Raw genomic sequence first — 25269 nt, 5'->3', positions numbered from 1 at the left:
TTCCAGGTATAATTGGTGCCATCAACATAAGGAAGGCACACTATGAAATCAAGTCTCACTATCAAGTTCCTGATGCTCTCTTTGGCACTCAGCCTTAGCGCCTGCGGCTATTCAGTTGAACAACTGGTTCGTAACGATGATTTACGACACAAGGTATTAAAGGAATGCGTAGTCATGGGCAAAAAGGCTGTGGATGCCGACAAATGCAAAAAGGCCACAGAGGCACAGGCGCGCGTCACGGGAAATGCGATAAAAAATATTTTTGAGTAATATTGCGTAAATTCATATACATAGAAACGTTCTCGGCCCATACAAGAGTACCTAGACAGGCTTTTTACCGAATTTTCACACCTCCGGCCAACAATATCTCTGAGCAGCAAATGCGGGCCCTCTCCCAGGCCCGTAAATAGAGAAATTATTCTTACAAATCGAGGTGTAATATGACGGTCGAAAATGTGTTTTACCTTTGGTCAAATAACGCCGGCGTGTCCGTCGTTATTTGGTTTGTATTAATCGTCCTGGCAATGTATCTGGGACGCACCCCAGCCCACCAGCTTCTAAGCTCTATGGGCAGATCAGTACGCGCGGCAGCGCGCCTGAGTGCACGTTCGCTAAGTCGCTTTGAGCAACGGCTCACTGAACGCAATAAAGAAGTCGTTCTGGCTGCCGGCCTAAACAACGTCGAAAAGCAAATCGAACGCGAATTTCATCGCGTAAACGCTGTTGTTTCCCGTGACCTGAGTGGCTACCCTGCACTGCATCGCAAGATCAGCGATGCCTTGAGCAAGATCGAGGAAGACTATCGCAGCGCCACCGAAACACCGCCCTCTCCTCCTGCCTGGTTGGACGCGGTCGATACCATTGCACGTATTCCTCGCCATGGTGACCCTACAGTAGCCAAAATTCTCGACGGCCTACATGAGACTATCGAAACTGCGCACAAAGAAACCATCGACAGCTATCGCAAGAACAGTCTCCAGCGTCATCAGCTATTAAAGCGTATGCTGCCTTCCTGGCGTACGGTCTCTCAAACCTTAAACGAGGTAAATAATCGCTTTAATGATCTTGAGTCACGCTCTAACAAAATTGACAACCAGATCAAAACTTATGAAGCTATTCGCGCAGCTGAAGATCACGCAGCGCGTTCACTAACTTCATCTTCCCTCACGCAGTTCTTTATTGCCGGTTTTGTTTTACTGATTGCCTTGTTCGGCGCCGTTATCAACTTTCAGTTGATTGCCCTGCCGATGTCTGAAATGGTCGGCGGTACATCACAACTGGGTCCAATGAAGACTGCAGACGTAGCAGCATTAGTGATTATTATGGTGGAAATGGCCATGGGTCTATTCCTGCTGGAATCACTGCGCATCACCCATCTATTCCCCGTTATACATTCGATGGATGACCACATGCGCCGCAAGATGCTGATCATCACCCTGACTATTCTGACCATATTGGCTACCGTAGAAGCCTCGCTTGCCTATATGCGCGATCTGCTGGCTATGGACCGTGAAGCACTTGCGCAATCACTATCGGGCTTAGGTGTTGTTGATGCGGAGTTTCGTTGGATTCCGTCCATGGGTCAGATGATCATGGGTTTTATACTGCCCTTCACATTGGCCTTTGTTGCGATTCCACTCGAATCCTTCATTCACTCTTTACGTACGGTACTGGGTTTGATGGGACTGGGCGTGCTGCGCACACTGTCTTTCATGATTCGTTTTTGCGGCAACCTTTTCAACAATCTGACTAAGGTCTGTGTTGGTCTCTATGATGTCTTGATCTTTCTACCACTACACATTGAAAAGGTAGTTATCAACCATCGCAAACACGTTGTTCAGGACGATGTTGAGAAACTACCAAAAGGTGAAAACATTCACTTTCTTGAAGCCGCTGAAATCGATCAAGTCAAATAAGACTTTGGAGAAATTCATTATGAAACGCATATCAATTTTATTGTTCGCAGCATGCATGACACTGTTGGCCGGTTGTTCTGAACAGGGTCCACGCACGAAAGCGGTGTTTATGTTACTGGATACCTCCGGCACCTATACGGAAGAACTACAAAAGGCGCAGAAGATCATCAACTATCTACTGGCCAATCTGAGCAGCGGAGACTCCCTGGCTGTAGCGCGTATCGACAGTGGCAGCTTTAGTGAGAAGGACATCGTATCGAAGATAACATTCGATCCTCGTCCAAGCGCCACAAATGAGCAGAAACGTCAGTTTAAACGTCAGATTGATAACTTCATCTCTGGTGTTAAAAGCAGTTCGTTTACGGATATCACGGGTGGTGTACTACAGGCTTCGGAGTATCTCAATGAGACAGGCGCATCGGAAAAATATGTTCTGGTGTTCTCGGATCTCGAAGAAGATCTCATCAAAGGCCATATCCGCGATTTTCAGATTCCATTGGTGGGCATCAAAGTTGTTGCCCTGAACGTAACCAAGCTACGCTCGGATAATGTCGACCCCCGCGAGTATCTGAATCGCTTGGACCTTTGGGAGAAGCGGGTTAGCGATGGTGGTGGAACATGGACCGTCGTCAATGACCTCGACCGCCTTGAAAAGCTCTTGCGCAGTTAACCCGCGGTGTAGGGGCCAACTTTCGAGTTGGCCCTTTTTTTGTATTGATTATATTGTGATTGCCGGTGTGGAGTGTGCACCGGTTTTGGCGTTTGTGAAGCGTGTGTTCGAAGTTTTACGAACCAATTGGTTAAGAATTCGGGTTTTCGGGTAGTTGGGTCCGGGGCGCGGCGTCGCTCTTTCAGCCTGGGGTCGGTGTCGCTTGGCAAAACTCGCTGTGAACACGTCCGTGTGCGCTCTGCGGCCGCGTCCATGCGGCCGAAGGTTTTGCCAAGCGACACCGACCCCAGGCTTACGAGCTCGCATTGTGCAAAGGTTTGGATCGTGGATTCGTGGATTCGTGGATTCGTGGATTCGTGGATTCGTGGATTCGTGGATTCGTGGATTCGTGGATTCGTGGATTCGCCAAATGGTGACTCAAAGAATCTCTTTTAATGAATACAAACAATTTAGTTTTTACGCTGACTCGAATGTCGGCATGAAACCCAAATTCAAGCACGAGCGGCGCGCCCGATACCTATCCCTAGGGGGTATAGGAGAGAGGATGGGACTTACAAGACCTTCGGCCGCACGGACGCGGCCGCAGAGCGTACAGGGAAGTATTTGCAGCGAGTCTTGTAAGTCCCATCCTCTCTCCTGTTCCCCCTAGGCCCCAAACCCCAAACAGCCGCGAAGCCCAAAAAGGAAACCGCACCAGAATTCTGGAAAAACGCACTGAAAGCCTGAATGAGACACAGATAGCAGACTAACTTGTAAAACTTGCACAAAATTGCATATATAGACAACTGACACGAAACGACAGAAACCACTATGGCGAGAATATTCTGGGTAGAAGACCAATCCCACTGGATAAACAAATTCAAACACGTCCTAGAAGAGACGTCATTCGACGACAGTAATAACATCGTCGAAGTATTCAAATTCCCCGAGGCCGCATGCCAACGCATTAACCTCGCAAAAGACGACGAGCGCCCCGACGTTGCTATACTTGACGCACGCATGAATGGTTTCGACCAGGCAGGTTTTTCTGTATCCCGCGCCCTACAGACAAAGTGGAAAGACGTACCCGTGATCTTTCTGTCGGAGCATAACGGCACCGATATTGAACGCGATGCACTGGTAGAACACAATGCGGCGGATTTTATCTCCAAACACCAGCGCAATATCGAAGAGGTTCTGGTGTGGCGCATCCGTGCCATTTTGCGGCAGGCCGTGGTTCGCCAGAGTTCACCAACACAGACCACAGACAAAGTCATCAATAGTGGTGAGCTTAAACTCGATCTCGATACATGGGAAGTGTACTGGAAGGATCAGAAAGTAATGAACCCGGACAATCCGAAACGCCCGCTGGCACCAACACCGCGCAAAATCCTACGCTGTCTTGTTGAACGCTCTCCTCGTCCAGTTACCACCGCCCAAATGGCCGAGTATCTCAATATTGAACCAGAGGACTACGCGGCCGCAACCTATCGCCAACATATAAAAACCTTGCGTCGTGCAATCGACGTAGCTGGAGGCGGGCAAGGTGATTTTCTCGAAACCTGTAAAAATGGAAAAGGCATCGTCGCCGGCGGTGCCGATGGCGCATATTACTGGAAAAAACCCTGAACATACCCATGACCGAAGAATACACGGAAAAAAAACCAAAGCGGTTCAAGCGCGCCCCACTACCCTTCGCCTGGTTCGGCTTTGCCATCGCCGCAGTTTGTCTGGGCTACTTTTACCTTATTAGCAATCAACAACGGATGCTGGACTGGAATATAGATCCAAGCATGGCCGCCACGACAACACAACTCTGGATATTATTTGCATTTATTCTGGCCATAATATTGGAAGCCGTACGTTTCCAACGCCAAAAACGCTATTTCGATCGACAGGTGGAAAACTATGAGGCACGTCTGAATGATTTGCTACTAGGCAAAAACAAGCTACAGAACAAAGTACACAAATATGCCGACCATGCAGACAAGCTAAAAATGTTCATCAGTGATCGATTGTTGGAATATATCGAATATGACGAAAAGTTTCTCCACTTCCGCCATATCGCCTCCGAGGTCCGACACAACGGCGTTATCAGTTACGATAAAGTCAATACGGCGCTTAGACGCGCCATGCGTGAGTTAAAAACTGAAGATACCGTCACCTACGAAGAAGCATTGCGGGCCATGAGCTATTTATGGGATTTATTGGATCTTTCCACCACCGATAATATTGCAATGTATATTGCGAACAAAATTTACGAAAGCGAAGAACACTATTATCGACAACTGCTCGATGATCAACAGGAAAACCCCTACTCTCCAACCTTCTCCACCCGTCTGGCGGTAATACATAGTCTGGATGCATTCATCATTAATCGCGACAGCGCACTACCGCCAGAAGGTAAACGCAGCGAAGTGTACCAATACCAGGACCAATATTTCTGGGTCAAACTCGACTATGCTGGCGAATTACTCGGCAATGAAAATTATATAATTCTATTGCTTGAAAATCTGATCAACAATGCACTCTACTATCACAACAGCAAACGTTATGGGCACAAATATTCTCGTATTGCGGTAAGACTAACCCGCAACGGAAAGTATGCAAAACTATCGGTGTATAATAGCGGCCCAAACATCGAACCAGAAATTCAGGATGAGATTTTCAAACTTGGATTTTCCACCAAACGTACCAAGGGTCATCATGGCAAAGGACTCGGCCTCTATTTCGTAAACGAGATTGTGACCGGCTATGAAGGCGAACTAAAAATTCGCAATTACGTCAACAAACCGGAAACCTACGTCATACGCTTTGAACAAAATAATGGCGAAACCATGAACCAGATTATTAATGTCATTTTAGATGAACGGAAGAAGCCACAATGCTCGATCAAAGGTGACGAAGAGGATACCACTGAAGTCGTCTACAAGCTGGCGCACAAAGTACAGAGTCTCGAAATATCTGTTCAATCAAGCCAGAAAACCTTTCTCGCCAATCGACTAGGAAAAGATGGCAAGACGGTTCTACTTGATCCCCAAAATCCAGACAAACCTAGATGGTGTATTGAAGTCCATCATCTCAAGGCCGGAGACCGTATACACTTTCGTCCCCTCGATGTCACCGGTGTTGAATTCAATATTCTCATTCCAACTGCGGACTCGCGACTTGATGCTGACTATCATGAATTAGATGAAGCAAAAATAGATGAGCTCGAAAATCCCAGTATCGAGTTCATAGACACCAATCCTTTCCAATAAAAAAATGGGCGCCTAAGCGCCCTTCAAGCCCATTACAGGAGGTAATTTTTACAAAGGCAATTCGATGGTGAAGTATCCTGTTGTTGTATCTCGTACGACTTTTACACCTACCGAATCATCGTTAATAACAGCATACAATTCACTTTTACTACTGAATTCCACTGGCAGACACATTTCGCCCTGCGCGCCATCGAACCACTGGACTCTTTCATCATTTACCAGCCACAGTTCGGCCATTGCAGGCTCCCCAGTGCTCTGGTTACGGATTTCGACACAGACATCCCCTACGACAGCGTATGCGCCCCAAACCGGTATGACGGCGCGTGGTGGCTTCTCACTCGCGATGACTAGAGGTGTCAGTGAATAAAGAGTAAAGGCAATAATCCATACGGTAAGAATGCTTTTCATTGTGGGCCTCCGGTTCTCAACAAGTCATGGTTTCAATATAGGCCTCGGGTGTAAAAAAGCTGTGAAAAGTAATTTTTACCGAAAACTTTCCAAATTCCCTTATTCATTAAGCAGTTACCTATCATTTAGCCTACAGAATGTGACCTAATTCCCGCTATAAATCCGGACTTGATCGCAATTTCCACAAATTACCTCCCCTTAAATAAAGTACTGGAAGTACGAGGCCGATAAAGATAGTGAGAAAATATTGCGAGTTTAGTCTTTAGACATGACGACCGTACTGTTTATAGTTTTTGTTCTATTCATTATTGCGGGCTGGGTTACTGCAGAGCTCAACTTTCGCACGGAAAAGAAGTCCGGCGAAAAAAACAACCGTCAATTGCTAACACTGCGGCAAAAAACAGAAAAACAGGAATCCATTATCGAGCACCTCAATGCTCAATTAGCAGAGCTCAACGAAGCATATGAATACTCAAAACGTCTGAGTGATAAAGCGCGTGTCTTTGAAGCCGAAGCCAAAAAGCTCAAAGAGGATAACGAACGTTATTCAACAAGCCTTGCCTGGTTAGATAAGAAGGTAAGAAGTAAGGAATACTCAGGAAATTCGCTCGCACGCGTCATAAAAGCGCATCTGGACCATGCTTTCCCTAACTCAGAAGCTCAGGAACAAAAACAGATTGAGGAGTCGAAAGACACCTTCCGCCGCATTAAAAAAACAATGGGAAGCTGATCTGCCCCACTATCCGTTAAAGCCGCACGCTCCTCCAGAACAACCACCACCAGCACCGCAAGGGGGAACCTTATTTCCCAGGCTCTTGCTGCTGACGACATTTCCACCTGTAGCCAACTTTGTTACCGGTGAGTCGCCTGGTACATTGCCAACTTCGCGTCCACTAATCTCACAAAGCTCCGACCAGGTAGTAATACTTTCGTTCATGCTATGACGCACTTCAAAAATTTCCCCTGTCGTCTCGCAGCGATAATCATAGGTTGGCATACTAACTCCTAAATAAGTTTTGCGGGTATTATAAAAACTGACCCACTAGAATGCCAGTACCGCGCCCGGGAGAAATGAATGACACCTTATTTTCCGTTTTTGTTTCGAATGATCGGATTGGCTTTAGTCTTATTGTCAACATCGGTCTACTCAGCGGATACGAAGCAACTATTCGGAAAACAACAGCCAGGTTTCACCTTGACCAACCTGGAAGGACAAGTACAGAGTGAAAGTGACTGGCAGAACAAAGTCTTGGTGATCAACTTCTGGGCCAGCTGGTGCACCCCATGTCGTAAGGAAATCCCGTTGTTTAATCGCCTTCAGAAAGAATACGGGCCAGATGGTGTCCAGTTTATCGGGATTGCAGTTGATACTCGGGACGCAGTGCTTAAATTCATACAAAAAACACCTATTGACTATCCTGTGTTTTTTGGAACTCAGGAAGCAACCCGTCTCACGCAAGACTATGGAAACACGGCTGGTGTGCTCCCTTACACAGTCTTTGTTGACCGCCGCGGCCGGATACAAACCTTAGCGCCTGGCCAGCTAAATGAGACCTATACGCGTAAACACCTGGAAAAATTACTTTAATTCTTTTCATTATTATCAACCAGTTACTACACCCCACAGGTTATACGGAAAAGATTTGAAACAATTCACATAAAAATATCGGGTATTGAGTAAAGTAAAGCCACAACTAGCCGACAAAAGTCGAGTACATATAATAATCTAGGGCTGACTGTAAGAGTCAAACAAACATGGTAACTGAAGTCATAACGTATGCATTTTGTATTGCGATAGCTATAGGCGCACTATTCGCGTGGGCAAACGCCGAATCTAAGTACAAAGCGCAACGAAATAAGATTTTTGAGCTAGCTGCTCAATTGAAATACGCGCATCGTGACCTTCGTGAATTACGCGACAAGTCAGGAAATACGGACTCTCGCAGCCAGCGTTACTACGATGCACTGATAAAAGTTGGCGCTATTGTCGGGACCGATAATACTAAAAGCGAAACCAATGATAAAATTAATACCGTGTTGAGTGCGGTAATTCCTGAAGCCGTTACGATATCCAAACAGCCGAAGGGCAAGGGAAAACGGGATGGAACCGAAACAGAAGAGATGTTCCGTCGCATGAAGGAAAAACTAGGCGGTCAATCATAACGATAAATGGCAATTTCAGCAGATTCGACGCATTAAACCACTATTCCTCAGAATCCCGCTTTCGAAAAGGCATAATAGCTGCCGATTTCACTACCCCATCCGAGTTTGTTTTGGACCCGTCTCCACAGAAGATATTTATTAGCCGTTTTTGTTCGCTATTGAGTGTCATTAGTTCATCCCACATTAAACGGCTAATACGATTCAATGAATCGACAGGATTTCGCGCCAGTTTGCGGGCTTGATCGACACGCCACTGGACTCTCTGTAAGCGAATTCGTTTTTCTTCGGGCGCCGTATTTAGGAATTCAGCTATCATTTGCGACCTCAGACGTTCAAACCTTTCTGGATTACGTCTGGCGAGCCGAGCCCAAAAATCGAAATCATCCTGATATTTCAGTATGCGGTTTGACTTGGCCTTGGTCATAAACACCTCTTCGCTCAATTTGAGCAGAATTCATGAATCTCTAGCTGAATACCACAGCCCGATCCGTTGACTACCTTATAATTCATACTAAAATACCTTCAAGCCGCATAATGCGATCTGACTCACGGATTCGAATTTTCACCTAATTTTGTACTTTTGATTTAGTCCATGCCTAAAACCATCATCTCGCCGTGGCAGCCGCAACACATGCGTGATTCACTGCTTTTTCAACCTTTACTGGCCTTCAGCCAACGACTGGAAGATCGGACAACCTGGCCAAGCGTCGAGGACATGAATACGGCATTGTTCAGCTCGCGGGATGTCATAAGTGGCGGGGGTAAACCTATTTGTCTGGTCGAGCAGTCGACAAAACCAAATTGCTTCGAACATCGTTATGCACCCCGAATCTACCTCGAAGGTGAAATTCAGACACGCGAAAACAATTGGCATGACTACTTTCAAGCCATAAGTTGGCGGATGTTTCCTATCACTAAAGTCACCACTAACTCTCTACACTTTTCAGCGGCTCAAAAAGCCTATTCAGAAGAACGTCCAAGCGGTACCCGAAGCCCAATGGAGAATGCGTTATCGCAGTTTGATGAATGTGGCGTCATTGTCGTGAGTGATCGCCAGGATTTGCTCGACCACATTCGACGTTTTGAGTGGCATACCTTGTTCTGGGAGAAACGTTCCCTATTAGCGAAACATTTGAGATGCGTGGTGTTTGGACATGCCATCTACGAGAAGGCCATTCATCCATATATTGGTCTGACGGCCAAGGCATTATTATTCGAAACCCCTGACACAACGCTTCAACTACCTATTCCGAAACTGGTGAACGCTATTGATAAGCTATGCGCAGAGTATTTTCACCCCGTTTCTCAGTTGACCTCACCACGGCAACTACAGCCTTTTCCTATTCTTGGCATGCCCGGCTTTTCTATCGATAATGAAAACGAGACTTATTACCTCAACGCGGATTATTTCCGCCCTGCCCCCACACCCCGAAAGCTTCAATCGATACCAGTATAAAACTTAATAAAACAGGAACTTGTGCCGAAATAAAGAACAGGAACAGCAATGCAACAAGACCGACATGTCCAATTTTTCGTTTCAGATTACAACGCTGATTCAAAACAAGGCCATTAACTCTAAAAATTTCAAAGAGTTACTAGACTTTGCCGCTTCACTGGGATTTCATTCGGTGACCACTCCCTCATGTGCCGAAAAAACGCTCCTTCACATCGGTAAACGTGAAACCGGCCTATTAGAGGTCACGGACCTCCTGATCGCCTTACACTTGTTCGCTACCCAGCGACATGAGGACTTAACCCTGGTCGGAAAAATGGACGAACACAAGTTTTCGCACCGTTTATTTGGCACCTTGTCGATTGAAAAACTGCACAACTGGTCCAACCATCTGCATGATGTGATGCGCAAGACGCAAATTGTTGCCTGATTCAATCCCCGCGACGACTGGTGCTGCGTATGCTGTCAAATAATTGTTCGTAAGGAATCTGCTCAAACTCACCGTAACGGCCGATACAGGCATTCAGCACCTGCTGAATATCAGGAACGCCCTGTGAGGGAATACCAAGAAGTCGCCGCAGTCCGTTCGCTGCACCGACCTGGAGTCGCACTGCTTTGGCGTAAGGTATAGGCTGATCTGGATGTTCGATACGCAATACAAAGGCTGCCTTGAATTTCAAAATATGCATAAAGGACTCGCACATTTTATACCCCTCGATAGAGGCGCAGCCTATGATTTCTCGTTCGGCCAGATATACTCGGCGACTGGACTGGCAGGCGCACCGCCCCTGCAATACCGAACGCTGAAATACACACGCCCGATCTCTGACGTCACCAAGAGTCTGCCTAAAAGCCTGTTCATCCATATGTTCGCACCACTAAACCTGTATTCGTTGAAATCAAAACAGCGTAAACGCACACGCGTCGCAGAATTGAAAAATCCTCATCATTTTGCGCAGTTGTTTATGTTAAGATTGCGCCCGCTGTCGGAAAAAGCCATTTTGTATCAAACATGAAGGGTTGCCAATTGTGTCTATTTTTAAAAATATACCAGAACTGACCTTACTCATCGTCCTTACCATTATTGCTTACATTGCCATGGCATTACTCAATAATGTAGAGAGTAATGAAATTCTAACGTCTAGCGGTGCATGGGGAATCATAGTTGGTTCCTTCCTGCTGAGCTTTGTCATCGCGATTATTGCCGTACTCGGCGGCGTAGGTGGTGGCGTATTGTTCACTCCGGTGATGCTCGGTTTTACCTCCATCGATAGTTTATTAGTACGCTCGACTGGTTTGGTGGTCGCCATGTTTAGCGGGCTTGTGTCTTCTGGCCCGTTTATGCGCAAGGGACTGGCCAATATCAAGGTTGTTCTTTATTGCTCGATTCCTATTATTCTGGGCGCCATGATGGGCGCGCAAGTTGCCATTAGTATGGCCGAGAATATGGGAGAACTGGGCGATGCCATAGTGCGATTTATGCTCGGCGTTATCCTTGTCGGCATCGCCATACTGTTTATCTCTGGCGGTTCCAATACGGAATATCCGGTACCCAAGAGGCGCGATACTCTTGCAGAGAAACTTCGGCTGAATGCTTCTTATTGGGAAGAGTCTCTCGGTAAAATCGTACATTATCGAGTCATACGCATAATTCCAGGCGCTATCCTATTTTTCGTCGTCGGTTTTACTGGTGGCTTTTTTGGACTCGGCGGTGGCTGGGCAGTTGTTCCCGTACTCAACCTGGTAATGGCCGTACCGCTGAAAATTTCTGCCGCATCCAGCGGCGTGTTGTTAGCTATCGGAAACGCTGCCGCTATCTGGCCTTACATTGTCAAAGGCGCGCTTATCGCGGTGTTTGCTGCGCCCTGGATGATCGGCCAGGTTATTGGTGGAATTCTTGGCGCACATATTCTGGCGAAGATTAAAGCAGGCTTTGTACGCAATATCCTTATCGGCCTATTGCTGCTAACCAGCATCAAGCTCCTCTCACGCGGTTTCGAGGGGATCTTTGGCATAGACATACCGTTGCTTTGAGGAGATTCCCATGCAGGAAAAAGAAATCATCTATGACGGCGAGCAAAAACCTGAAATTTCCACAGCAGGTATTGTTTACGGTGACACTATTTATTGGATTACGATAGTCGCCACAATCATCGTTATCGTAGGCTCAGTATTAAGCTTTATCACCAAAGCCAACTATATTGACCCCGGTTATATGCTGACTTCGATATGGGAAGGCAAGACTGTAGAACAAATTTGGCAAGGCGCTGTTGGTTCGACACCTGATGGGCACTGGTATATGGGTCACATAGCCACAGGTGATGGTTTAACCATGTTTGGTATCGCGCTTGGTGTTTTCTCTGTAATACCAGCCATATTCGGCGCTGGTGTTTTTCTGTTCAAGGAAAAAGAAAATCTCTTTGCCGTATTAGCCGTGATTGCGGCATTCATCACCATTGGCGCCATGTTTTAGGTATGCCCAGGCGATTATTTTCATATGCCGCCGAAAATCTGCGTCAAGCTGAAGAAGTTTCGGCAATATTGGATAAACACCATATCGAATTTTACGAAACACCAGCCAATCACTGGGGCTTTACCAAAGCCGCGATCTGGATAAAAGATGACCAGGACTTCGAAAAAGCGAAGTCCTTGTTTGAAGAACATGTCGAAGACTATGCGCAACGCGCACGTAGAGCCTACCAGGAACAGACAGGGTACAACCCAGATGCACCACTGGCTGAACGCATCCGTTTTAATCTCACATTCATATACCAGCGTAAAAATATCCTACCTGTAGTACTCGCAGGCATAGGTCTGCTGGTTCTGTATTTATATCTGTTCATGCAAATATTTGCATGAGAGTATGACTTGAACAAAGTCGAAGTCTAGATTCAGACTAGTCCAAACGGGTTTGCCGACTGCCGTAATTTTGTACGGAACCCGAAAAAATCAAAACATCCAGATGTGGGAGAGGTAACTGTCATGCTTGGCTCACTGTTACAAAAACTACGAGGAATTCCTGAAGACATTCCACAGGAATTGCGCCCACCATTAGTGTTGGAACCCAGTAAGAATGCCCCGGATGCCACGCCTGACCTGGCCGAGCCCTGTTTTTGTGGTAGCCAGAAGTTTTTCAAATCATGTTGCGGATCCCTTGAGTCCCGACGTAAAGCCCCTTACGGTCTATTTGTGGTTGAAAATTACCTGAGCGCAAAAAAAATCGCCGAAATTCGTAGCTATGCCGACAGCTGTGAAGGAAAACGTCTAATGGTTATCGACGCAAAATCGTCGACCAAGGATGAATTAAAGCTAATGGAAGATGAGCGACGCGTATCGGAACTGGTAAATCTCGGGAGTTACCAGACGCAAATTAATGAACTGGTCGGCAATGCCTTTGTTGAACTGTGCCAGCGTTTTACGCCCTATGAGCTGGAATGGTACGAAAGACCGCAAATGTTACGCTATCGCCCCGGTGGTTTTTACATTCGACACTCCGACAGCGAAAATATGGATCCACAAACCCGCACCTGGACCAAATCGATTGATAGAGATTTCAGCATGCTGATTTATCTCAATGACGATTTCGAAGGGGGAGAACTGTTTTTCTCTAAATTCAATTACCGTCTGAAACCAAAGGCAGGAATGGCGGTATTGTTTCCATCTGATCACCGATACATACACGAAGCATGTAACGTCACCAAAGGAATCCGTTATGCATTGGTAAGTTGGGGTGCAGCGCGCGGTGTGAAAAAAGTGATGACACGGCCGCCAGAAAGTATCATTAGGTGCTGAAGCTGGCCGTGTTTAATGTGTGGGACAAATTCGGTACTACTTTCTAAATACGCTAGACAATCGCGATAAAAACCCTGATTTATTTGGTTCGCCCACTGGAGGAACCGTGGCCTCAATAGACAGTGGCTGCGATAATGAATCACCCGGATACGCCTCCCCCATCATCTCTTTCGCATATTGCTCAGCCTGTGAAATTTCTGTTTTGTATTGCGTCTGCCACTTCTGGATATCTTGTCGGCGCTGTTCAGGACTATAGGCCTGGGCACCCTTTGAATATACGTTCATCACCGAACTCAGCTCACTTCGTATATCAATTCCCGGTTTGGGTTTCAATTGGAACCAATCCGCGCAAGACTGTATCGTTTCCAGTGGATTGTCCAGCATGACATTGAAATTCAAACTCCGCATCTGTTCTGGATGTTCACGACACGCCTGCTCATATAAATTTACGTTGTAACACCAGTAGTGGGCCGCCATGCTCGCGTATTCATCGTCATTGAGATGGCCAGTTTTGTTTATATAACGGTATCGGTCGCGTATCCAGGCTTTACGGTTTTCTGCACGAAGACATGCCACAACAAACTCTGCCAGCGGCACAAACATGAACAAAATGGGTACTGGCTTCCATTGCTGCAAAGGTGACATCAAGGCATTGGAATGATCGTTGGCCTTTAGTACGGCAATCTGATACGGATTATAACGACGACTAAGCAAAGCCATAGCAGTATGAGCCATACGTGTATCAACAGCTAAACCCTGTTTAATAGCCGCCGCCAGATTTCCCATGACGTCGGGTTCACGCAAAGGCAGGCAATCATAAAGTGAGGCCAAGGCCTTGGACATTAAGGTTGAACCACAGAACGCTGTGTGAAAAATACAGGGCGCGAATTGCCACTCGATTCCACTCGCTTTATCCAGCATCCAATTAATGTCGGTTTTAACAAAATATCGTCCCAGAATTCGATTGGCATCTAGAAAATCACTTCCTTCGTACCAAAATGGCGACATTTTCACCCACTGTACTTCATTGCGCGCTGAAACTATTTTTACGGGAAAGAAATCTGGCGAAGAAATGACATCATTGATTGCCGCTTGTACACCTGAAGGCAATTGCGTTAACAGCTTGGGGTCCTGGACGAGATCAAGTTCATGTTCATTTGCCGCTTGACCAGATGAGGCGCAGCAGTGGCTGTAATCCAACCCACTTTCACAAGGACAAGGGTTATTCGTATTCGAAAAACTCACGTTGATACTTCCCTTTCGTTTGGCGAGACAATTTCCTTATTGTATTTGTCTTATTCAGCAGGTCAACGATACTTCCTTTTTATCCTGATTCCAAAAACTATTAATCCCCTGATCAGATTATTTTTTTATCTTACTGCTTTGCCATACGAAAAACCTAGGTCTATACTTGGGTAGAGTTCGGGTACATAGTAATAATAAAAAACCGTATAATTTACGTGGGAAGAGGGACACCGCTATGAGTCGCAAAGTATTTTTGCTTGGATTCTTGTGCAGCCATTGTTTTAAGAAATTCAAATATATCCTATCCAGTATAATTGCGTTTGCAGTTGCCAGCTGTGGAGAAGCAATTCCACCATCAAATGGTCAATATGACGTTTATATAGGGCCAAATGGGTTATCCAGTGTCAAAGCAAGAGAGGATGTCGCACCAGCACCGGGAACAGCACCAGCGCCTGCAACTGGTCCTGCGCCGACTCCCGCCCCAGCACCTGCTCCCGCACCTGGACCAGCCCCCACAGATGATGACACAGCTGCAGCTCCTGCACCTGCTCCGGCGCCAGCGCCAGCACCAGCGCCAGCGCCAGCTGTAGATGATGATCCTGCTCCAGCGCCCGGACCAGCTCCTGCACCGGCGCCAGCCCCTGCACCAGCACCGGCCCCCGCCACTGACGTCGAGGATCCGGATCCTGCACCGGCACCTGGACCGGCACCAGCGCCTGCGCCGGCCCCCGCTCCTGCTCCTGCTCCTGCTCCTGGCGCTCCTGCACCTGCGCCGGCCCCTGCTCCAGCTCCTGGCGCAGATCTAACACCGGTAGGTAATGTGGTCAGCAGTATTCCTGGTGTTGCTACAGTCAACGATCTAGTCACTGCGGCTGTGTGGAATCCGTCAGGCTTAACTCTGAGAGTTTCCTTGAATCTGCTCGATATCGATAAACAAGTCACCATTTGGGATTTGACCACTGGCGAATTGATTGCCCAACTTGATATAGGCGCAAATGGCGTAGTAAATGGCGAGGTAAGCTCTCCAATACTGGCGCAAACTCCTTGCGAAGTCGCCGTGTTTACCAATGGCCGTTTCCAGATAGCAACTGTGGCAGACACGGGACTTACCTGTGATACCCAAAACAATAAACTGGGATTTATCGAGAATCAGTTCCCAAGGGCATCGATACTTTCACCTGGAAGTAATCAACGGATTACTGTCGGCACCGCCGTATTCTTTACCGCACCGACAAAAACCGGGGTTACCTATGATTGGTCTTTCGGTGGCGTTGTTGCGGATAGTCAGGTACAAACGCCAGGTTATGTCATGTTTACGCAGCCAGGCACGTTTGTCATAACGCTTGATGTAGTATCCGCCAAAGGGCTACGCAGTCTATCACCTGCAACTGTCTCGATAGAGGTAGTGCCCTGATCGTTAGTAAGTGTTGCACTGTCGGACGAATTCGACATTTTATTTTTGTAACGGCGCTGGTAATACTCTTTGCAGCTATTACCGGCGCCTGTGACAAACAAGGCCGCTCAAAAGACACTCTTCCCTCTGCTGGTTTTATTGGCAACAGCCTGCTGGGCGAATCGCTTTATAAACAACATTGCGCTAGTTGTCACGGGCGCGCGCTCCAGGGAAGCGACAAAGGCCCTTCATTTCGACTGCCTGAATTTTCAGAAAACCAAATGCGTGACCTGGCTTATTACGTCGCTGTAAGAAAAGGAGTAGAACAAAACAGATTCAAATTTGGCGACATGCCGGCTTTAACCAATATTGACGCCAAACAAGTTGCCCATATCGTCGCTTACATAAGAAAAACCCAGCGTCATCATTAATTCCTTTGTTTTAACGACAAATCTATCTTCATTTTAAGTTTTCCTGCAACATGCCGCTAATAAAGGGCATGTTGGCTATTCCTCGCATTCTTCAACACAAAATATGGCGAATATGAAGACACTGTTTCACGAGACGCTTATCGATTCTCTCAATAACGTGTTCACGTTAATGATGAAAATTGAGCCTAAGTTTGGACAGTGGCAAGAAAAGGCTGATGACAAAACGCTTGGCGACATTACGGGTGTCATCACAGTAGGTGGAAATGGTGTCCAGGGTTCTCTCGCTGTCAGCCTTTCCCAGTCACTTATTCTTGAATTGACCAAGCGAATGCTTTTTGTACAAACCGATAGAATCGATGAAACCGCTACTGACCTTGCTGGCGAAATAACCAATATGGTTATAGGCGGCGCAAAATCTCTTGTGGATGACCGCGGATTTCGTACCGACATGTCTGTACCCTCAATGATTAGCGGCATGCGAAAATCATTACAACACCATATCAATGCACCAATTACTTATATCCCAGTGGAAACAGAGATCGGCCCACTGTGGATAGAGACCTGTTTTCAGGAATAAGGATCCCAACTAACTTAATCAAACAGGAAAGAGACCTCATGGCTAAAATTCTCACAATTGATGACTCGGTTACTATGTGCAAGATGATTGAAAAGATTTTGCAGTCACACGGACATGAAGTGGTTATAGCAGATAGTCCGCGTAAAGCTTTGGACATAGCGCGAGACCAAACCTTCGATCTCATACTGTGCGATGTCAACATGCCTGAAATGAGCGGTATAAGTCTCGTGAGTAAATTAAGACGCTTAGCTGGCTATAACTTCACACCCATAATTATGGTTACTACAGAAGGCAGCGACTACAAAAAAGAGAAAGCACGTTCCACTGGTGCTACTGGCTGGTTACAGAAACCCGTCACCGAAGATCGCCTCATCAAGGCCGTACAAAAGCTGACTGGATAATTTTCAGCCTCGATTCATTTCTCCAAGCATTGCAAAGAGATGAGCCGATGAATTAAAAATGAAAAATAATAATTAAACTTATTATCTGAAAATATTCACAATTCTTTTCTTTTTTCTCTTGCCAAAACACTAATCTCTTTCTATTCTTTCCTTAAAATAGCATGCATGATCATATTGATGCATTCATAACAAATTTAAAATAAACGAAAAATAAAAATAACTGGTAAATCCAGATGCAATGTTTTGTGGGGAAGGGAAAATTCGTCTTTCTGATTTTCAGCATCATACTTACCAACAATCCATCGCAGTGGAACACGGAATAGCCACAAGAAAAAACCATCCGTTACCGACAACGCATCTCTTCACACACTTACGCGGCAGAATTTGGATTTGTTCAGGCATTTCACATGCGTGAACAGATAAACATTGCTATCCACCAACCAGGAGGAGATGTCAAAAATGACGTCGCGAATAAACCGAAAAATATTAAGCCCCGGTAAATACCCGGGCAGTCTATTTATAGCCGTTTTACTACTTTTACTTTTTTCCTGTAGTCCTGTACACGAAACCATCGATCACAACATAACAGCTGTTTGGGATGTTGAAACATCGACATTAAACATAAGTGGACACGACCCCGACAACCGAGCTTACGTGGAAATCCATGATTCAGGCACTATGGAACTGTTGGGCGCGGCCGTCGTAGACGACGAAAACAACTGGCAGGCTTCTGCATCAACGCCAGCTTGTGAAATTCACGTCACGCTATCTAAGGGAGTCGCGGTAGTACCGGTACAAAACGCACCAGCGAATTGTTCTGCAAATGCATTAACTGGTCGTGTAGCTGAAGAAAATGCGATACCTGTGAATGTACAGAGTGATGAAAATCCGAACGCACTGAGTAATGCGCCGAATGCTATTATTCTTAGTCCACCTAGCAATATCACAATCAGTGCAGGACAGGCCGTCAACTTTGCTGGTACTGCAACTGGAGGTTCAATAACGCCTCCGTTGGGTTTCTATTGGAACTTTGGTGGTGCTGCAGCCAATACCTCAGTACAAAATCCAGGTCAGGTATATTTTTATCAGCCTGGCGTCTATTTTGTTCAGTTAACCGCAACAGATAGTCTGGGCATTCCTGATCCAACGCCGGCCGTACGCACCATAACGGTTACAGAAAATAGTAACTCACCGGTGGCAACAACGCCCATACCTGTCATTACCTCGCCTGCATCTAATAATGGTGTCGTGTCAGTTAATATTGGTCAAAGCCTATACTTTACCGGCACAGCAAGTGATACCACCGGCTCGACAACTTTTTACTACGAGTGGAATTTTGCCGGTGCCGCTCCGCCGTACTATGGTCCTACGCCGGGAAACATCACTTTTTACAACGCAGGCACTTATCGCGTAACGCTATATGCGACAAATGTTATTGGTACGCGTAGTGTCACGCCAGATACATTAACCGTCATCGTTGGTGGTATCGGTGGAGTGGGTGGAAATCAGGCACCAGACGGCGCAATAGTGTCGCCTCCACAAGATGTAACGGTTAATCTGGGAGACACGCTGAACTTCCGCGCGCGCGGATTCGATCCCGACAACAGTCAACCTCTGTACTACTCCTGGGAGTTTAACGGAGTGTCGCCGGACATTTATATGAGCCAAAGTCCGAACGCGGGCAATATTACGTTCAACACACCAGGCGTGTACTACATCAAAATGACCGTAAGTGATGCGCAAGGAATTGCAGACCCGACGCCTGCTGTACGTCGTATTACAGTGCAATACTTTGGTGGTGGTGGCGGTGGTACTAATGGCACTTTATCAGGCCAAATCGTTTCTCCGCCAACTGATGTCACTATTTCTCCAGGACAATCTGTATTCTTCAGCGCTCAATCGTTTTCAGGCGTGCCTGGTCAATTGCGTTTCTTGTGGACATTTGATGGCGCTGCGCCTAACTCTTTTCTACAGACTCCTGGCGATATTTCATTCCCAACACCCGGACAGTTTATCGTGCAAATGCAGGTTGCCGATCAGAATGGCAATATACTCGGCCCACCTGATACCCGCACGATCAACGTTACAGGAAGTGGTGGGGGAACGTCTCTTATCATTGCCGATATCACCTCGCCCACCGCCAACAGCACTGCTCAAGTGGGTGAACCGATATACTTGGCGGGTCAGGCAAACAGCACAGCGAACCTGATCGACATTCAGTACAAGTGGAGAGTCAGTTTGCAAGGTTCAACCACGGATGTCTTTACGTCAAACCAGCTTATCGGTGGAAATTTCATTCCCACCGTCCCGGGTACTTATCGAATCCGTTTCCGCGTATCCGGACTGGACACATTAAGCAATACGCGTGTCAGCACTGTGGTTCGACGCGATATCACTGTTGGTAGTCCATTCATTAACAGTACGCCGATTATTGCGTCACCTGCACAGGATATGTTTGTCTCAGTAGGTCAGACTGTTTATTTCCAGGCGGGAAATGTACCGGGGCTAAACGTAAGCTATCGTTGGAACTTCGGTTCAGTTGCACCTATCAGTCTGCAGGCAAACCCACCACCGGTAACGTTTAATCAACCGGGCAGCTATGTTGTTCAACTGCGCGTACGTGGAACCGCGTTTACGGGAGCACCGCTTGATATCACGGAACAGCGTATCATTACGGTGTCATTTGGCGGCGGTATTCCACCGTTCCCTGGCCCAGTTCCGGGACCAATTCCAGGCCCGTTCCCTGGTCCATTCCCTGGACCTATACCACAGCCACCAGTCACTGGAGCTGCAGCACCTGAAGGTATCATTGATCAGCCTGCAACAAATCTGACGGTCAGAGTCGGTACGCCAGTAAGTTTCACCGGACGGGGATTTGACCCACTCGGAGGTGGCCAGTTGTCCTTTATCTGGAGTTTTGGCGGAGCTGCACCCAATATTGTTTCGCAGTATCCCGGTACGGTTACATTCAACCGGGTTGGCAACTTTGTGGTGAGCCTGCTTGTTGTAAACTCACGCGGACAAATAGATCCGACACCTGACACGGTCGTGATAACGGTTACGCCGTAAACGCTTTGACACTGACTGAGAGGGGGCCATGCCCCCTCTTTTTTTTCATCCGTGAAAACTACTATGCCGGCGACTTTTTGCGTGATGCTGCCAGATAGACGCCGGAAATTATCAACACACCGCCAATACTCTGCAGAATACCAATGCGCTCTTGTAAAATGAAATAGGCTATACCCAGTGTAATCACTGGGCCAGCCATCGATATTAGCGAAGCACTGGTAGCACCTATGCGCTTGATTCCTTCCGCCATAAACAACAGTGGCAACACCGTGGAAAACACAGACATAGGCAAAACCAGAGCATACACCTCTATCGAATAATCAAACACGGCAAAGCCATGTATAGATATAGCGTGTACCAATGTGACGATAGTCGCTGCAATAGATGCGTATACCGTAAAACGCACCGAACCCAGACGCTTGATCGGCGATACGCTTGCGACTGTATACACCGCAAAAACGATCGCGGCGCCTAATACCATCGCACAGCCAAGAAAAATTTCGCTGTTAAGCGCCGGAATTTGCTCCGCGAAAACCGCCACCATGCCGGTATAACTCAAAAGCAGAGCAAATGAAGTTGCGCGGGTAATTTTTCCACGCCCAGTGACATGTGCAATCAATACCACGAAGCTCGGGTATAAAAATAAAATCAATCTTTCTACGCCGGCGGGTATATGTTTAAGTGCGGCAAAATCGAGTATGGCCGAAAGATAGTATCCGGCAATACCTAACAGTCCTATTTGGAACGTGTTGATATAGGGAAATGTTTGTTTGGCAGTTCGGTCTCCAAAATAAATCAAACACAAAATGAAAAAAGGCAGCGCCAGGACGAATCGAATCGCAAGCATGGACACCGCGTCAATATGTGGATCGACGAGATAGACCAGTTTGATAAAAATGGCTTTTAGTGAAAGCCCAAGCGTGGCCAGCGCCACGCACACAATACCGAACAAGACATCATTACGTTCGAATCTTCGCAAAGCTAGTAACATGAGATAGTTCCCTTTTTTGTGGCGCAGATCTCATGCAGGCAAAACGAAAAAGGCCGTGGATGAGATCCACGGCCTTGTTGCTTGAATAATTAATCGAATAACGTCAACAACGACCGTGGCTGGCATTTAGCCACCACAGCGGTTTATTCTGACTAATCTGATTCGAGTGAAAGTTGTCCATAGGCCAAAATAATGGGTGAAGAACGGATTTGTGTCAACCACTCTTTATCCGGTTTGAGCCGGATGCGCTATTCATTGTATATTGCTCTCAATCCATCAAGGGAATGAATACTATGAGCAAACCAGGCATACAGATTAGCGGCTTCGACATGACTTTCGAGGATGACAGAAAGATAGGTCCAAAAGACCCTGAATCACCGTTTACTATTTTGATTTTGGGTAATTTTTCTGGTGCCAGAACCGCGCCGGGCAAAACCTGTATCGATATCGACCGGGACAATTTTGAGTCTGTTTTGCATAAGTTGTCGCCTGAGCTTGCTTTACCCCTGGGTGGCGACCGCAACACTTTGCTTGAAATGCATTTCCAGAATCTGGAGGATTTTGAGCCGGATGCAATCTATGAAAAACTTCCCCTTTTTTCACGGCTTCGCGATATACGCGATCGATTACAACATGCTGACACTTTTACACAGGCGGCCGCAGAGTTGGGGTTTCGTGATGAAACCGATACAACACCGCAGTTTAGCCCCCCGGACGATAGCGGTGATTTGCTAGAGGCTGTTGTCAGCCAAACTCAAGTCTCCACCGGCGTCGGCCTGCAAAACGATTTGGAGGCCTATATCAAAAACATAGTGGCTCCCTACTCCATGCCCAAGGCTCACCCCAAAACTGAAGAACTGTTGGCCCTGGTCGACGAGGCCATTGCTGGACAAATGCGCGCCATTCTCCATCATCCCGATTTCCAGGAGTTAGAATCACACTGGCGCAGCCTTTACATGGTAATTCGCCAGCTCGACACCGGTGCCCGCTTACGCGTGCAAATATTAAATATCACTAAAAAAGATTTACTACAGGACTTAATCACCAACGAAGACATCGAACTTAGTCCAGTCTATAAACGTGTGGTTAGCGATGCAAGCATTCCTGGCAATCATCCAAAGTCTCTACTCATAGGTCTTTACGCATTCGCGAACAACACCGTGGACATTACGCTGCTCTCCTTGATGGGCCTGTTGGCGCAGACTGCTCAAGCACCGTTCATTGCCGCAGCTAATAATCGGCTTATACACGAGGGAGATCTATTAGCAACTACCGACGATGATGACTGGCAGTCTACGTGGACAGAAGAACAACAACAGCAATGGCAACAACTACGCCTAAGCAGTTTCGCGGAAAACATCGCCCTGGTTTTACCACGATTTTTATTGCGTTTGCCGTATGGGAAAAACACCCTACCTATTGAACAGTTTGAGTTCGACGAAATAACCGACGACATTTCTGACAGGCAATTTTTATGGGGCAACCCTGCCATGCTGGCTGCCATTGTCTACGGACAAGGATTTAGTCGGGATGGATGGAATATGCGTTTGCCACCCACTCAATTACTCGACGGTTTTCCAGTTTTTGCCTATCAGGAAGACGACGAATATCTCGCCCTTTCCTGTGCAGAAACACTGCTAAACGAACAAGGCGTACAAAAAATTCGCGAACTTGGGTTGAGCGATTTACGTTGGGTCAAGAATACGGATCAGTTACTGATATCGCTTCGCTCAATACGAGACAATAGACTTCAATAACTCAGTTCCAGGAAGGTTCCCATGCCTCGGGCAGAGTGTTCCAGGATGTGACAATGGACAAACCAACCGCCAGATCCGTTGCTATCCGGCACTTTTCCTGAGGCGGCAACCTGGCCTTCCCTTCCGGTATCATCAAAGCGTACAGCGAGTCGCATGATGGTCCGGCTTTGTCCCATTTCTCCACTGCGCCCCGGCACACGAATCGTATCCTTCCATTCGCGCACATTTGCGGTTTCTACTCGATTCTTATCCGGAAAATCGATGTCTTCATACCGCGTTTCCAGCCACTGAAACCGGAAACCATGAGGATGAAATGGGTGATCTCCCTGGGTGAGATTGCTTACCTCCCAGATATAGGTTTGCCCAATCTTTGCTTTTAATGCCAGTTCAGGAGTGACCTGATCGAATGGTACGCCCGACCCATTATTCATGGTTGCGAAAAATGTAATATCGCCATTCGCGTCAGGCATAGAATGACCAAATACGACAGGCAGTGTAGTTGCAGCACTGGTATCCAGGATTTCAATCGTTCGCAATTTCTGCGGCGGAAGATATTCATCTGCCAGCCAATCACTATCATCAGTAAATGTAAAACGAATCAAACGAGAAAACCATATCAAGGAACTGGTGTCATGTTCATGTGACAACATAATCTGGCCGGTGTCGTCATACATCGCCTTATGTGCGCCTCTATCGTGGTAAAACCATTCCAGGAATTTACTATCGCCTGGATAGCCAATCGGTGTAAAAACAACGTCGCCACGCTCACCGGGCACCAACATAAGACCTTTACTCAGATCGGGATTGGCTCTATAAGTGATGCCGTCTATATGCCGAGGATTTGGTTTCGCTTTTTGAGTCTGTACCGCTTCAAGCACATCGATCGGCGGCCTTGTCTGCGGCGTTTCCAGCAAACCACCATCGCCACCTATTTGATATAAATTGTAATCCGGCATAGCGACACGGAAAAAACGCGCATTCGCCGCATTGATCAGCCGCAGGCGTACTGGTACACCTGACCTTACATTCAAGTTGGGCAAGGAGAAAGCATTATCCTGGACCGGAAAGACTTTTCCGTTGATCGCAAACCAATTGCCTTCGCGACCATTAGCCTGTTGCGTCGCCTTTTGTAGAGGGTCGCTCGATGGGTTGAATACAATCTGACCGGCATCATCTAAAAGAATGTCATCCAGTATGACGACAACTTCACTACTGACGGGTAAACCCAGCTCACGCTCATATTGCGTATCACGTACCACCAAAGCCCCATACAAACCGCGTTCGACCTGTTCATAAGCCTGAATATGTGGATGGTACCAATAGGTTGCGGCATGGTTTAATTTGAACTGATAGGTGAAACTCTCTCCGGGTTTCACCGCAAGTTGGGAGATATGACTGCCATCCATAGTTGCGGGAAGTTCCAGGCCGTGCCAGTGTATGGTAGTGTCTTCGGGCAAAGAATTAGTGAGGTGTACAATCAGTGTGTCTCCCAGCTTTGCATCAATTTGAGGACCGGGAAACTGACCATTATACGTCCACATGCGCGTTTGAACGCCGGGAATCAACTCGACATCTGTTTCTTTGGCCTCAAGATATACTTCAACAATATCACTGGCCGGATTAACATCTATTGCCGCAGGAACTCGTAGTTCTACATCCCAGTTTTCCGGGTGGGTAATCGGTGTTTCATTTTTGTGCCAACAGGCACTTAAGCTCAAACAAACGGGCAAGATCAACTTAATGATTTTCACACATACGTCTCAC

28 protein-coding genes are annotated in these 25269 nt (G+C 47.0%); 20 read left to right on the top strand and 8 right to left on the bottom strand.

Annotation, left to right across the window (positions count from 1 at the left end; translation table 11 throughout):
- The first annotated feature begins 42 nt into the window (after window positions 1-42).
- The 5 genes from OEZ43_09680 to OEZ43_09660 all read left to right on the top strand — a co-directional run bounded on the left by OEZ43_09680 (window position 43) and on the right by OEZ43_09660 (window position 5825).
- The gene (locus tag OEZ43_09680; GenBank protein ID MDH5545852.1) at window positions 43-270 is read left to right on the top strand and encodes an EexN family lipoprotein; all 228 of its coding nucleotides are present in this window, start codon (window positions 43-45) and stop codon (window positions 268-270) included.
- Between the two features lie 170 nt (window positions 271-440).
- Entirely contained in the window at window positions 441-1916 is a 1476-nt protein-coding gene (locus OEZ43_09675) for a hypothetical protein (protein MDH5545851.1), read from the top strand.
- A 19-nt stretch (window positions 1917-1935) separates the two neighbouring features.
- Window positions 1936-2586, top strand: coding sequence for a VWA domain-containing protein (locus tag OEZ43_09670; GenBank protein ID MDH5545850.1), 651 nt, complete (start codon window positions 1936-1938; stop codon window positions 2584-2586).
- A gap of 810 nt (window positions 2587-3396) precedes the next feature.
- Entirely contained in the window at window positions 3397-4194 is a 798-nt protein-coding gene (locus OEZ43_09665; protein ID MDH5545849.1) for a response regulator, read from the top strand.
- A gap of 8 nt (window positions 4195-4202) precedes the next feature.
- Window positions 4203-5825 (top strand): ATP-binding protein, encoded by a 1623-nt coding sequence (locus OEZ43_09660; GenBank protein MDH5545848.1) that lies wholly within the window; start codon window positions 4203-4205, stop codon window positions 5823-5825.
- A 48-nt stretch (window positions 5826-5873) separates the two neighbouring features.
- Here the strand turns inward: OEZ43_09660 and OEZ43_09655 are convergent, their stop codons facing one another.
- Window positions 5874-6233, bottom strand: a complete 360-nt coding sequence (locus tag OEZ43_09655) for a hypothetical protein (protein ID MDH5545847.1) — start codon at window positions 6231-6233, stop codon at window positions 5874-5876.
- Between the two features lie 268 nt (window positions 6234-6501).
- Here OEZ43_09655 and OEZ43_09650 point away from each other — a divergent pair, with 268 nt between their 5' ends.
- Window positions 6502-6963, top strand: a complete 462-nt coding sequence (locus tag OEZ43_09650; GenBank protein MDH5545846.1) for a hypothetical protein — start codon at window positions 6502-6504, stop codon at window positions 6961-6963.
- A 9-nt stretch (window positions 6964-6972) separates the two neighbouring features.
- Here OEZ43_09650 and OEZ43_09645 read toward each other — a convergent pair whose 3' ends face one another.
- Window positions 6973-7230, bottom strand: a complete 258-nt coding sequence (locus OEZ43_09645; protein ID MDH5545845.1) for a zinc ribbon domain-containing protein — start codon at window positions 7228-7230, stop codon at window positions 6973-6975.
- Between the two features lie 78 nt (window positions 7231-7308).
- Here OEZ43_09645 and OEZ43_09640 point away from each other — a divergent pair, with 78 nt between their 5' ends.
- Together OEZ43_09640 and OEZ43_09635 are read left to right on the top strand one after the other, a co-directional pair.
- Entirely contained in the window at window positions 7309-7821 is a 513-nt protein-coding gene (locus OEZ43_09640) for a TlpA family protein disulfide reductase (GenBank protein ID MDH5545844.1), read from the top strand.
- A 167-nt stretch (window positions 7822-7988) separates the two neighbouring features.
- A complete protein-coding gene (locus tag OEZ43_09635; GenBank protein ID MDH5545843.1) occupies window positions 7989-8396 on the top strand; it encodes a hypothetical protein in 408 nt (135 codons plus the stop codon).
- Window positions 8397-8436: 40 nt separating this feature from the next.
- On the opposite strand, the gene OEZ43_09630 is transcribed toward OEZ43_09635, so the two are convergent.
- Window positions 8437-8820: a DUF3135 domain-containing protein gene (locus OEZ43_09630; protein MDH5545842.1), complete on the bottom strand. Its 384-nt coding sequence runs from the start codon at window positions 8818-8820 to the stop codon at window positions 8437-8439.
- A 168-nt stretch (window positions 8821-8988) separates the two neighbouring features.
- Here OEZ43_09630 and OEZ43_09625 point away from each other — a divergent pair, with 168 nt between their 5' ends.
- Both OEZ43_09625 and OEZ43_09620 read left to right on the top strand, forming a co-directional pair.
- Window positions 8989-9852, top strand: coding sequence for a DUF3025 domain-containing protein (locus OEZ43_09625; protein MDH5545841.1), 864 nt, complete (start codon window positions 8989-8991; stop codon window positions 9850-9852).
- Between the two features lie 64 nt (window positions 9853-9916).
- Window positions 9917-10279: a hypothetical protein gene (locus OEZ43_09620; protein ID MDH5545840.1), complete on the top strand. Its 363-nt coding sequence runs from the start codon at window positions 9917-9919 to the stop codon at window positions 10277-10279.
- Between the two features lies 1 nt (window position 10280).
- Here the strand turns inward: OEZ43_09620 and OEZ43_09615 are convergent, their stop codons facing one another.
- Window positions 10281-10538, bottom strand: coding sequence for a hypothetical protein (locus OEZ43_09615; protein MDH5545839.1), 258 nt, complete (start codon window positions 10536-10538; stop codon window positions 10281-10283).
- Between OEZ43_09615 and OEZ43_09610 the strand changes: the two genes are divergently transcribed.
- The 5 genes from OEZ43_09610 to OEZ43_09590 all read left to right on the top strand — a co-directional run bounded on the left by OEZ43_09610 (window position 10533) and on the right by OEZ43_09590 (window position 13641).
- A complete protein-coding gene (locus OEZ43_09610) occupies window positions 10533-10865 on the top strand; it encodes a hypothetical protein (GenBank protein MDH5545838.1) in 333 nt (110 codons plus the stop codon). The genes OEZ43_09615 and OEZ43_09610 overlap by 6 nt on opposite strands.
- A 13-nt stretch (window positions 10866-10878) precedes the next feature.
- On the top strand, window positions 10879-11883 hold the full coding sequence (locus OEZ43_09605; GenBank protein ID MDH5545837.1) for a sulfite exporter TauE/SafE family protein: 1005 nt from the start codon (window positions 10879-10881) through the stop codon (window positions 11881-11883).
- Window positions 11884-11893: 10 nt separating this feature from the next.
- The gene (locus tag OEZ43_09600; protein ID MDH5545836.1) at window positions 11894-12322 is read left to right on the top strand and encodes a hypothetical protein; all 429 of its coding nucleotides are present in this window, start codon (window positions 11894-11896) and stop codon (window positions 12320-12322) included.
- Between the two features lie 2 nt (window positions 12323-12324).
- Complete coding sequence (locus OEZ43_09595) at window positions 12325-12708, top strand: DUF6164 family protein (protein MDH5545835.1); 384 nt, start codon at window positions 12325-12327, stop codon at window positions 12706-12708.
- A gap of 123 nt (window positions 12709-12831) precedes the next feature.
- Window positions 12832-13641, top strand: a complete 810-nt coding sequence (locus OEZ43_09590; protein MDH5545834.1) for a 2OG-Fe(II) oxygenase — start codon at window positions 12832-12834, stop codon at window positions 13639-13641.
- Window positions 13642-13677: 36 nt separating this feature from the next.
- Here OEZ43_09590 and OEZ43_09585 read toward each other — a convergent pair whose 3' ends face one another.
- Both OEZ43_09585 and OEZ43_09580 read right to left on the bottom strand, forming a co-directional pair.
- A complete protein-coding gene (locus OEZ43_09585; GenBank protein MDH5545833.1) occupies window positions 13678-14886 on the bottom strand; it encodes an SEC-C domain-containing protein in 1209 nt (402 codons plus the stop codon).
- A 404-nt stretch (window positions 14887-15290) separates the two neighbouring features.
- Entirely contained in the window at window positions 15291-15695 is a 405-nt protein-coding gene (locus OEZ43_09580) for a hypothetical protein (GenBank protein MDH5545832.1), read from the bottom strand.
- 11 nt (window positions 15696-15706) lie between these two features.
- Between OEZ43_09580 and OEZ43_09575 the strand changes: the two genes are divergently transcribed.
- From OEZ43_09575 to OEZ43_09560, 4 genes are all read left to right on the top strand, one after another.
- The gene (locus tag OEZ43_09575; protein ID MDH5545831.1) at window positions 15707-16300 is read left to right on the top strand and encodes a hypothetical protein; all 594 of its coding nucleotides are present in this window, start codon (window positions 15707-15709) and stop codon (window positions 16298-16300) included.
- A 522-nt stretch (window positions 16301-16822) separates the two neighbouring features.
- On the top strand, window positions 16823-17287 hold the full coding sequence (locus OEZ43_09570) for a chemotaxis protein CheX (protein ID MDH5545830.1): 465 nt from the start codon (window positions 16823-16825) through the stop codon (window positions 17285-17287).
- 38 nt (window positions 17288-17325) lie between these two features.
- On the top strand, window positions 17326-17688 hold the full coding sequence (locus OEZ43_09565; GenBank protein MDH5545829.1) for a response regulator: 363 nt from the start codon (window positions 17326-17328) through the stop codon (window positions 17686-17688).
- Between the two features lie 459 nt (window positions 17689-18147).
- The gene (locus OEZ43_09560) at window positions 18148-20757 is read left to right on the top strand and encodes a PKD domain-containing protein (protein MDH5545828.1); all 2610 of its coding nucleotides are present in this window, start codon (window positions 18148-18150) and stop codon (window positions 20755-20757) included.
- A gap of 61 nt (window positions 20758-20818) precedes the next feature.
- Here OEZ43_09560 and OEZ43_09555 read toward each other — a convergent pair whose 3' ends face one another.
- Window positions 20819-21748, bottom strand: coding sequence for a DMT family transporter (locus OEZ43_09555; protein ID MDH5545827.1), 930 nt, complete (start codon window positions 21746-21748; stop codon window positions 20819-20821).
- Window positions 21749-22041: 293 nt separating this feature from the next.
- Here OEZ43_09555 and OEZ43_09550 point away from each other — a divergent pair, with 293 nt between their 5' ends.
- A complete protein-coding gene (locus OEZ43_09550; protein ID MDH5545826.1) occupies window positions 22042-23505 on the top strand; it encodes a type VI secretion system contractile sheath large subunit in 1464 nt (487 codons plus the stop codon).
- Here the strand turns inward: OEZ43_09550 and OEZ43_09545 are convergent.
- Window positions 23499-25256, bottom strand: a complete 1758-nt coding sequence (locus OEZ43_09545) for a multicopper oxidase family protein (protein ID MDH5545825.1) — start codon at window positions 25254-25256, stop codon at window positions 23499-23501. The genes OEZ43_09550 and OEZ43_09545 overlap by 7 nt on opposite strands.
- Window positions 25257-25269: the final 13 nt, after the last annotated feature.

This window comes from Gammaproteobacteria bacterium, assembly GCA_029881255.1.
Classification (GTDB): Bacteria; Pseudomonadota; Gammaproteobacteria; order S012-40; family S012-40; genus JAOUMY01.
Note: the sequence above shows the minus strand (reverse complement) of the source record. Positions and strands in the feature narration are given on the sequence as shown.